This is a genomic window from Pedobacter sp. NO84 (assembly GCF_059703915.1).
In genome coordinates, this window is record NZ_AP046575.1 from 254,605 (window position 1) to 265,447 (window position 10,843).

The following is a 10,843-nucleotide window of genomic DNA, read 5'->3' on the forward strand; positions in this document are numbered from 1 at the left end:
GCTTAAATGATAGCTTTAATAATCATCGATTTCCACACATATGGAACCCGGCCACAACCCACAAAATCGGTAACTTTAAATCCTTGTTCAGTTAAGAGTTGGGTAAGGGTGTTTTTAGACCATAACTTTATATGTCCTCCGTCGAACAGTGGATTAGCATGTTGGTCCCATTTTCCGGCCAAAGCCAATAGCAGGTTCTTTATATAGCCATGGTATGGGGTACTAAGGATGAGTTGTCCACCACCATTTTTAAGCAATATTTTTTTTGAGAACGCTATAAATTGCCTAGGATCATACAAGTGCTCAACCACTTCAGTAGAAATAATCGTATCAAAGTTAAGTTTCTCAAATTTTTCTGGGAGATCATCCGTTGATAGGTCTTGCACGGCAAAATGTTCAGGTAAAGATTGTGATGCCAGTGCTATTCCAGAAACCGATGCATCTGTTCCATAGGCATTGTAGCCTAGGTCCCTTAACTTTATAACCAATGCCCCGTTTCCGCAACCTAAATCTAAAATGCTTTTGTTTATATCCTTATTCAACAATTTAAGGAGAGGTGCCGTTATGTATTGATGTACATATACAGGTCCTGCGTTTCTAAAACCAAAATCTTTATAAGCTGACATGTGATATTACTTGTTTGTAGAGGGTTATATATTTTTGAACTAAAGCATCCGAATTAAAGTCGGTTTTGATTATTTGGGGTGCTTCTTTTCTGATGTTATCTCTTTTTGGGCGATCGCGATAGGCGGATAAGAGGGCCTGCTTTATGCTCTCAATGTTTAGCTCTGCAATCCAGCCCAATTCTTTTTCACTTACATACTCGGCTAAGCCTACCTCATTTGATAATAAAACTGCTGTACCCACACTTAAACTCTCTATTACCACGTTGGCAAAATTTTCATTATATGAAGTTAATATAGTTAGATCATTTTCTGCCAAAAGATTAAATTTAATAGAATTATCTACCTGGCCCACCCACTTAATCTGTCCTTTTAGGTTTAAGTGCTCAATTTTGACTTTTAAACTTTTAATGTAGCTTTCATCCCCAGATCCCGCTATGGTTAATATCCAATTTAGATCAACTTCTTTTAACGATTCGAAGAGAAGTTCTAACCCTTTTTTTTCTTCAATTCTCGATAAAAACAATAGGTTAAAGAAAGTGTGGTCAGGTTTTGGTGCCGAAATATGTTGCACTGGTAGATCAACCAAGTTTGGGATCACAGTGATGCTTTTTGGATGAATATGCACTAAAATATCTTCCTTTTCTTTTTCACTAGTAGCGTGTATATGGCAATATCTTAGTAGATTTTTCCCTAATAATGAATGGATAATCCCTTTTTGCACACTGTTTCTATTACCCAGCGTATAATTGGTTAACATCCCTCTGGGAGATAAAATAACTGGAATATGATACCATTTTGCCATTTTGCAGGTCAAGATAGAAACTAAATTCCACCAGGCATGGATATGAACTACGATAGCTTGTGTAGGGGTATTTTCTATTTGCGCCTGTTTAATTTCTCGTCTTAAACCCCAAAGTAGCTGGGGGGAAAAATGGGTATGATCTTTTGTTAACCGTTTAAAATAGGTAACGCTAACCCCATCAACCACCTGTGTTTCATTTTCGGCCACAGCTAATTCCTCTTTGCCATTGGCTGTAGTGGTTAAAACATGGATATCAATTGATTGATGTGCCAGGGCTTCGCATAGTTTCGCTACAGACATGGTTGGCCCCCCGTAAATATACGCGGGCTTATACGCTGCGGTTATCTGTAATAGTTTTATAGACATTTAATTCGGTAATGGTATTTGATCTTTTTAAGACCCAGTAGATAACAAACATGGACAAGTAGCCATAAAAGATATTGTTAACCAAAAATTCGAAATTGTTACCCCTCCAAAGGTTTTGGAAAATAGCATTAAATACAACAATGCAGCCCAGCTCGTAGCTTCCAAACCACTCCTCGGCCTTATTACACAACCACTGAGTGACATATCCATATAAAAATATGGAAATAAACACGCCAACAAACCCAGCACTTACATACCCATCAACCACGGGGCGGGTTTTAGCAGATACACTCGAAGACCTTGTAGCTACCCCAGCTTCATACACCCTTTTCATTGAAACGGTTTCAGTAATAAACTTTCCAGGCCAAAATGCCCGCGGAATAACGGCAAGGATAGAATTTTCGACAATTTCTAAACCATAATATCCCCTTTGTTCGGGGATATATCTCACAAACTGAGTAAACATATATTGCTCACTTAGCCTACCAGTTAAAAAATCCCAATTCGTTTCGTCTACTCCCCCCTCACTATGGATTACAGCGTCTAATGCCTCAGTTCTAGCTTCATGAGCAGATTTTTCTCCAGACCATGATTCATGTCTAACAATACTTGCAAATGTTGGTAGTACATATAATATCACGTAAAGTGTTGGAATTGCAAGCACTATGATCAATTTTTTGTAATAAGGGAAGAGTAGGAAGCCGATTATAAGCACATTGATAATTACACTTTCCTTATAACCCGTTAAGGTAGAGGCCAAGAAATTGACAAGAAATACGCCTCCTCCAAATGCCGTATAACCTACTTTTTTTTGAACAATACCTCTTACAAAGACATATGCACTACAGGTAATAGAAATATTAATTAAGCCGAAGGAGAATTGAATAATACTTGAAAATCGGGAGGTTACTCCTCCTAAGATATAGGATACAATGCATAACCAGATTAAAAAAAAATCGAGATTCAGATTTAGCTTATGTTTAGTAAGCGGAAATTGGTTGGTTTGTACAATGATTCCCGTTACCAGAGCGGCGTGTGCTAATAGGCACATTCTTTGACATTTAGCAATGATGTATGTAAGTTCTGTAGCCCTGAAGGGAACAATGGTAACCTTGGTAAAATACTCATAGCCCAAGTGATCTAAAAAATAGAAAACAGAAGTACAGCACATAAATCCAGCAAAAATCAATTGGATCAATACAATTGGGCGCATCACCATTTTACTTAAAGGCAAATCATGCGGGATGTATTTAACTCTTGAGAAAAGTGTCCAATAAAAGATGAAGAAGGATCCTAGCCATGCTATAAAATAGGATACAACGGGATCTATTTGAACCATTAGAGATACCACCCATGGACAATAGATTAAGATGAGCACCTTTTGACGAGAGAAATTGGGGTATTTATCTGTTAACATAATTTGCTATTGCCTTTGCTTGCTGTTCGATGCTCCAATTTTTAATATGTTGAAAAGAATTCTCACCCATCTTTTTTAATTCATCTCTATCTGCTGTTAAATTTATCAATTTTTGCTTCAAATCCTCTAAGTTATTGCTTTTAAAAATTAAGCCATTCTGATTGTTCACTAAATCTGTGGCACAGCCAACTTTATCGGACGCTAATATTGCTTTACCGCTTGCCATTGCTTCATTTACAGCCAGCCCCCAAGTTTCTCCGGGTCCTTTTGATGGAAGACAAAATAGATCGCAGGCCTGATAAATACTTGGCATTTGGCTTTGGTTTTGAAAGTCGATAAAATGAACGTGTTTTTCTTTCGAAGCCTGGGCTTTTAACTCGCCTTCTAATATCCCATTTCCCACAAAAAGCAACTGTAGGTTTGGTAAATTTAGATCAATAAAGGCGTTGAGCAGTAAGGTAGGATTTTTTTTAGGTTCTAATTTTCCAGCAAAGAGGATTAATATGTCCTTCTCCGAAATTTTTATTTTTTCTCTAATCGATAATGCTTCTTCCTTTTTATTTTCCGCAAAGCGATGATTGTCTATTGCATGAGGGGCAAATATCAATTGATGATCCTTTAATCCATAGGCCTTAAAATAGGCTTTATTTGCATTTCCCACATAAAAAGCGGTGTCTATATGCTTATATACGAATCTTAAAAATAGATTCTTGAGCAGGCTTCTCAAGCCTTTACTTTGATCGAGAAGGGTAGAATCTCCCCTAAAATATACCGGGATTTTGCCTTTATAATGCCTAATCAATTTTAAATGGCTTTGATAAGACCAACCATAAATTAATAGTGCTGAGGGCTGAAATGAATTAATTTGTGCTATTCCATTTGGATTAATTATGCCTTTAAAATGGTGGCTTCCTGGCGTTTTTGAAGTGTTGGTTAAAAACTCGTAGTCGTATCCCCCCAAGAGAGAAATATCCCAATTGATCTGTTTGTTAAACCCTCGGTCGAATTGATTTACAAGTTTTTCTCCACCGCTATAAAAAACCTTTAAATGTACCAATTTTGCCAGTATTTTAAACACTGGAGCATAATATTGAATGGGGTGGGTACTAATGATGGCTAACTTTTTCACATTTTATATTGCTTCATTAAAAACAATAAATGGTGGTGAAGATCTTAATCTTTCGTTAACGAAATCTACGTCTCTAATGTATATGGTATTAAAACTACCAAAAGAAGACAACTTGTTAAGTTCTCTTTTAAAGGGTTTATAAACATAGGGTTCAAAACCTTCAGAGGTTAATTTTGAATGAATGTTTTTTTCGTCAAAACCATAGCGTTCGCCACTTCCATTTAGCTCAATAATTATTGCTTTTAACGTAGGGTCAGCTAGAATTTTTGGTGCTCCATTCAATACTTCTGTCTCAAAGCCTTCTACATCGATTTTAATTAATGTTGGTTTATAACTAAGATAAAACTGATCTAGGGGTACAACATCTACAGTGGTGGATTGGTTATCATCAGCTTCTGCTACGCGATTTGTGGTATCTTCATTGGTAATAAAATTGAGTTTTTCTTCTTTTTTACCAACGCCTTTATTTACACAATCAACCAAACTTTGCAGGCCGTTTAGAATCACATTATTTTCGAGTATGCGGTGTGTTTGCAAACTAGGTTCAAAAGCAATGGTTTTGGCTTTTTTTACGCCAGAAGCCAAAATCGTATAAGATCCAACGTTTGCACCAACATCAAAAAAGATGTCTTCAGCTCTTAAAAAATGAAGTAAAAAAGCCATATCCTCAAACTCGTGCAAACCCGTATAAATGTTACCCGTAATTCCAGTTAGGCCCTTTTGTGCAAAGAATTTTGTCTCTCCAATAAATTTTAATGCCACGGGCTTGTTGAGTATCATGGCTCTAAATTGCCATGAAAAAGCTTTTAAATAAGCACTAAACAAATGCCTTTTTGCCAAGGGGTGCTGGTGTATAAAACCTAAGGTTCTTTTAAGTGCTGAAATCATTAGCAATTTTAGGAATTTGGTGTGGCCAATATATTACAAGATCGTACGTTTTCTAGTACCAAAGGTTTTAATCCATCTCTACTAACCTGGAAAAAGGAATAGTCGAAAGGTTTCAATAGGTTAAAAATATAATCGTTGGGAAGTCCTGTTTTATGGTGATAATTAATGTCGTACTCAAAGATTAAAATTGGCTCATTTTTTTCGATCGTTTTTAAAAGCCCTGCAAATACGAAACTTTCATAACCTTCTACATCAATCTTAATAAAGTTGATACGTTCATTTTCAAGTATTTCATCGCCTATTCGGCTCTTCACGATGGCATCTCCCCCTTTTTTGAAAAGATTAAAGGATCCAGGATTTTTACTTTGGGGATCGGCTTCAATATTAAACTCCTCGTTCTTGTCACTTAGTGCAATATTATGAGCGACAATCTGCTTAAATTTATTGAGTGATATATTGTGGTTAAGCGAGGAAAAATTATATGGAACAGGCTCAAATGAAATTACTTTCCCACTTTCGCCTACCAACTCTGCAAAATATAGAGAATGAAATCCAATATTGGCCCCAATATCAACCACCACATCTCCTACTTTTATGAAAGATTTAAAAATTGCCTTTAGATGGGGCTCATAATCCCCAAGAAATGCAATTTTAGCACCGATCCACGTTTTCGTATCGCAATTGATTATAAAATTTCCAGTAATCGGTTTTACCACTTGCTCCCCAACATTTAATTGGTTGCGAGTAAAAAAATAATTAAAAATCCTATCCTGTCCATGGAAAAAGGGCCTCCTTAATATTTTTTTAACTAGTGGATTAATTGACATGGAAAGATTTAATGATTCGATTAAAAAGATCTGTTTGCTTCTCGGTTAAATATGCTGCGGTATAAGGCTCAAATTCTTGCAAATTTATATTAACTGGTTCTTGTTGAATAATTTTATGCACGAAATTTTTGAAAATCTTAACACTACTTTCCAGATTTTCTTGTAAGGTAATTAATTCTCCAGCATTGCAGGATTCTAAAATCTCTCCCGCACTGCTCTCCGAATGCAGGATGGCAAGGATTTGTTTGTGTGTTAAAATATAGGGGAATAACTTGGAAGCAGTATAATTGCCATCATTAGAACCGATGATAATTAAGCCATCTGCTTTTTGTAGATTTCCAATGCTCTGGAAAAAACCTATTCTGTCTGTAAATTCAGTAACGAAGTCAGCCACACCGCATTCTTTTGCAATGGGTTTAATGGTTTTGGTTCCAGTTCCGTTTGGCGCATAACTTGTCCCTATAAAATTGAAGTGTATTCTTTTAAATAAATCTTCATCACTGCTTAAACATTGTTTAAAACACTGAAATAAAATTTGGAGCGATTCCCTCATATCATAGCCGCCCCTACCAATATATACCAAATTGATGCGTCCTGGAGGGGTGTTGTATACAGTTTTGAGTTCATTCGCATGCTGAGCAGCAATTTTATAATCGATATCAAATGCACCGAAAGTAATTACTTCAGTGGGTTTGTTCTTTAGATGTGGGTATCGTTGCGTTAAAATTTCGATGTAATTTTTAGAAACGCTGATAATTCCATCAACATTTTTCATTGCAATTGGCTCCAAATATTTGTTTAATCGGTATGAAAGCCAGTACTTTTTAGGCCTTTCTGCTTTTGGTTTATTCTTATAATACTCAGAATGCCATAAGTCTTGCATGTCTATAAGATAGGGGATGCCAAACTTATTTTTCCAATAAGCTCCCAAGATACATATGGGAAATTGTGTGGTTGAGAAATAGATCAGATCATAGGTTGAGTTTCTCAATAATTCGTTAACCTTTTTCTTATAAAAGTACATTGATCTTAATGCGAGGCTTCCGAGGCCAAATTTACTTGTCCATTTTTTTGAAAAAGCATCCACTTTGTGAACAATAATTTGGGGAGGAATAGTTTCTAACAATAGCGGATCCGTGGGCAAATCCGAAAACCTCGCATCTACTGTAACCACTTCTGCTTCCCAACCCTGGCTCTCAAAATAAGGCAAGCTCATCCTAATGCGTTGCATATCAGCAGCATTTGTAGGGGCAAAGTAGGGTGTTAGGATTAAAACTTTTTTCAACGGATGTTACTTCTTTTTAAAAGGGTATTGAATACCGGCTGAAGTTTTTTCTCCAGTAGGTAAGCTACACCATAAATAAGTGGGAAAAATAAGATAATCCTAATAATTATGGGTATAAATGAAAAACTTGCTAAAAGAACCAATAATGGATTATGGGTTAAGTACAATGCATAAGAAATGGAACCTAATTTAACTAAAAAGTTGCCTATATAATTGTAATAACATTTAATGATGAACTGTTTGAAAAAAATTAGCGGTAAGACTGCTGTTGGACATAAAATATACATTGCTTTAATTGACATCGCATAAGTTGGATCATCATAGATAAAGAATAATGCAGTAAAATAGGGGATTATTATGAAGCTAAATAGCCAAAGATTAGTGTTGCGAGGTATATTTTGTTTGCTCTTATCCTGGATTAGGAATAAAAAAAACGGAATACTGCAAAGCGCGAAAATTAAATTTCTGCCCGGATCGAAATAATTCGACGTAAAATGCGCTCTAGATACGATGGGAAGGCAGCAAAGACTTAACATTCCTAAGGCAAATGAAGAGTTAAATTTATGCCGAAACTCCCAGATGTAAAATCCAACTATCCAAGACGCAGAATAGGCCAACATGATGATGAGATAACTCATCACCCCATGGTCTGTAAATGGATGATGATAAAAGTAAATGCCGATTAAACTTAAACCAAGCCAGATTACCATATTAATTTGATTTAATTTAACTGCACGAATGGCAAATATGGCAAAAACGACATAGAAGAACACTTCGAAACTTAGACTCCACATTGGAGAATTTGTTTTCCAGAAAATAGGTACAATGTTCCCCTGTAGCGTTCCTAATGGGATGATATTCCCTAGAACGGTTGCTAAATCAGGCAAGGTATTGAACACATATTTTTCTATGATTAGGCAGGATATCAGCGTAATGATGAGTATCGGGTGGATTCTGATCAGTCGTTCTAGAAGAAACCTTTTTGTACTGCGATGACGGTGCTGGATGGAGGCATTCATCACAATACCGGAGAGTATAAAAAATATAATAACAGATTCAGTTCCCCAATTTCCGATCAGATTTGTAAAATGACCCTTCCTTCTGGTAAGTTCGGGGAAGGCGGTAAGCATATGCCCAAGCAAAACCAATGATGCAGCGATACCCCTTAGCGCCTCTAGATGATTGTTTTTATGTGTTTGGGCAGGATTAATTGAGGACATTCTTAATTACCTGGACTAATTTATACTGCTCGTTCTCCCAATTTAATTCTTCATCGGCAATGGTTTTAGCCCAATTTCTATGGTTAGCCAATAGTTCTTTGTCCTCTAAATACCCAACAAAAATTTGTTGTAGCGTTTCCAGATTTTTTCGCTCATATACCTTGCCCATTTTGTTATATTTTGTCATGAGTTGTTTTTGGGCGGCGGTATCCGAGGCAACAATAGCTAAGCCAGCATGTATGTACGTAAAGATTTTGTTTGTTAGGCAAAGGTCGCGGTTTTTAGGGGTGCCGCTTTCTGTTGCCAAACCGATATCAAATTGGGCGGCAAAATTAAAAATTTCTGAAGCCGCAATAGGTGGGTAAAAGAAGAGCATATTACTGTTTGTACCTTTCTCTTCTGCAAATTTTTCAAATGCTGATTTTGTGTTTTCAGTAAAATCGCCCAAAAGATGAAGTTCTATGGCATAATTCTTTAAAGAACCCATCACCGTAATTACCTCCTCGAGGCCTCTCTCAAATCCTATACTTTGCGAGAACCAAAATAATTTTAATGCTTCTCCAGTTTCAGTTTTTAATTGGATTTTTTGCTTCGGAAACACATTTAAAATGGTTTCAGGAATTAATTCGGGGTATAAATTTTGATATGCTTCAGAAATTAATGGACTTGACGTGGTTAAGTAATCTAATTTGGGCATGTACTTATCTTCGATGTAAATGCTCAAACCAACTTCTGGCGCGTTGTCTTTATCTGAAACTTCAAATCGATGAAAATCTTCTGCATCAAAACCACTTTTGGCGTTATTTTTTGAGGCAGCCTTTATTGCGGCAGGCAATGCGGCTAAGGTATGGGCAATATACAATGCGGCTTCTGTACGTTTTGCCTCCTTTGTTAAAAGATAGGTACTTCGCCCTATGGCCTGCTCGGCTAAACTCATGTTAAAACCCAAGTACTTCACTAATTTTTTAGCGATTTTGTGGCGAATACGCGTATAGAGGTAGTCGAATTTCTCATGAATTGGGCTTCCACCAATGCGTTTGTATGTCCATTTTTTATCGGTTAAAAGAGCCTCATCCAATTTGGTCCCCCAATAATTCCAATATTGATAAAGTACTTCAACCTTATATCCGGCAGCGGTTAATGCATCGGCTTCCTTTACTAATCGAGGATTTAATGTGGGCTGCCCTGAAGAAATCAGCACGATTTTTATAGCTAAATCAGAATTTTCAATTGTCATTCTTCATTTAATTAGGCCAATATATGCTCAACTACTGATTTGTTTGTAAATAGCCACATAATCATCAACTATTTTTTTACTTGAGAACTTTTTTTCTGCCGTGTTTCTTGTTGCTGATCTTGAAATTTCAGAAATCCTTAAAACTGAACTGCACAATTCTTCGAAATCTTTAGCCAAAAATCCATCTATACCTGGTGAGACCACTTCTGGTACAGCACCTTTTGGATAACCAATTACTGGAGTTCCGCATGCCATTGCTTCGGCCATGACAATACCAAAAGGTTCATTCCAAAATATAGGCATTAGTAACGCAGCCGAAGAACCTAATAATTCGTTTTTTTGCTGATCATTAACCTGACCTACATATTCAATTTGTTTTCCCAAGAATGGTTTGATCTCTTTATCGAAAAAACCCTGATGTTCATGGGGAATATTTCCTGCGATGATGAGATTTTTTCCAGTGGCCAAAGCTACAGCAATCGCTTCTTGTGGACCTTTTATCGGTTCAACTCTCCCTAAAAACATTAACGGTGCATTTGCACGGACCTCATTAACAAAATTGTAAATTTCTATATCAACTCCGTTATAAACGGTATAGGCGGGTGCATAGGGTTTAATTTGACTACTGATGTAATCGCTACAGCCTGTGAATGAAAGCGTATTTTTTTTGGCGAAGAATCGGGCTTTTTTAATTTGGGAAATGGTAGGTTCCCGTTGGTATGACATTAATTTTGGGAGATTAGATCCCAATAATGGTAATAAATAAGCTAATCGACTGAAACTATGTACAACGTCTGGCTTCCATTTTTTTATTTTATTGATGGCAGCCATATTTTTTAAATGACCAGTTAATCCATTTTGCAAAGTTGGGTACGCGACAAGTTCTACATTTGCCTTCGAATCTTCGTGCGCAACCAAAATAACTTGGTGTCCAGATTTTTCCAAACCTTCGGCTAAGAAATGTATAATGCGCTCTATCCCGCCATAATTTACAGGCGGAACAGGAATAAATGGGTCGGCAGTAATCGCAATTCTCATAATTTACC

10 protein-coding genes are annotated in these 10,843 nt (G+C 36.6%); all 10 read right to left on the reverse strand.

Going from position 1 to position 10,843, the window contains the following annotated elements:
• Positions 1-2: 2 nt before the first annotated feature.
• Genes AC6H0V_RS01205 through AC6H0V_RS01250 form a run of 10 tightly spaced genes read right to left on the reverse strand, consistent with a single transcriptional unit; the run spans position 3 to position 10,835 of the window.
• Positions 3-626, reverse strand: coding sequence for a class I SAM-dependent methyltransferase (locus AC6H0V_RS01205; RefSeq protein ID WP_497561879.1), 624 nt, complete (start codon positions 624-626; stop codon positions 3-5).
• A complete protein-coding gene (locus tag AC6H0V_RS01210; RefSeq protein ID WP_497561880.1) occupies positions 613-1,794 on the reverse strand; it encodes an XrtY-associated glycosyltransferase XYAG1 in 1,182 nt (393 codons plus the stop codon). Before AC6H0V_RS01210 ends, AC6H0V_RS01205 begins: the two co-directional genes overlap by 14 nt.
• The gene (locus tag AC6H0V_RS01215) at positions 1,757-3,211 is read right to left on the reverse strand and encodes an exosortase Y-associated Wzy-like protein (protein WP_497561881.1); all 1,455 of its coding nucleotides are present in this window, start codon (positions 3,209-3,211) and stop codon (positions 1,757-1,759) included. The genes AC6H0V_RS01210 and AC6H0V_RS01215 overlap by 38 nt, the downstream gene beginning before the upstream one ends.
• Positions 3,198-4,340 carry a glycosyltransferase family 4 protein gene (locus tag AC6H0V_RS01220; protein WP_497561882.1) on the reverse strand — a complete coding sequence of 381 codons (1,143 nt, stop codon included), beginning with the start codon at positions 4,338-4,340 and terminating at the stop codon, positions 3,198-3,200. The genes AC6H0V_RS01215 and AC6H0V_RS01220 overlap by 14 nt, the downstream gene beginning before the upstream one ends.
• 3 nt (positions 4,341-4,343) lie before the next feature.
• Complete coding sequence (locus tag AC6H0V_RS01225; protein ID WP_497561883.1) at positions 4,344-5,228, reverse strand: FkbM family methyltransferase; 885 nt, start codon at positions 5,226-5,228, stop codon at positions 4,344-4,346.
• 8 nt (positions 5,229-5,236) lie between these two features.
• Entirely contained in the window at positions 5,237-6,055 is an 819-nt protein-coding gene (locus AC6H0V_RS01230) for an FkbM family methyltransferase (protein WP_497561884.1), read from the reverse strand.
• Positions 6,045-7,340 (reverse strand): glycosyltransferase, encoded by a 1,296-nt coding sequence (locus tag AC6H0V_RS01235; RefSeq protein ID WP_497561885.1) that lies wholly within the window; start codon positions 7,338-7,340, stop codon positions 6,045-6,047. The genes AC6H0V_RS01230 and AC6H0V_RS01235 overlap by 11 nt, the downstream gene beginning before the upstream one ends.
• Positions 7,337-8,560, reverse strand: coding sequence for an acyltransferase family protein (locus AC6H0V_RS01240; RefSeq protein WP_497561886.1), 1,224 nt, complete (start codon positions 8,558-8,560; stop codon positions 7,337-7,339). Before AC6H0V_RS01240 ends, AC6H0V_RS01235 begins: the two co-directional genes overlap by 4 nt.
• Complete coding sequence (locus tag AC6H0V_RS01245) at positions 8,547-9,797, reverse strand: glycosyltransferase family protein (RefSeq protein WP_497561887.1); 1,251 nt, start codon at positions 9,795-9,797, stop codon at positions 8,547-8,549. The genes AC6H0V_RS01240 and AC6H0V_RS01245 overlap by 14 nt, the downstream gene beginning before the upstream one ends.
• A gap of 27 nt (positions 9,798-9,824) precedes the next feature.
• Positions 9,825-10,835, reverse strand: a complete 1,011-nt coding sequence (locus AC6H0V_RS01250) for a glycosyltransferase family 4 protein (protein ID WP_497561888.1) — start codon at positions 10,833-10,835, stop codon at positions 9,825-9,827.
• Positions 10,836-10,843: the final 8 nt, after the last annotated feature.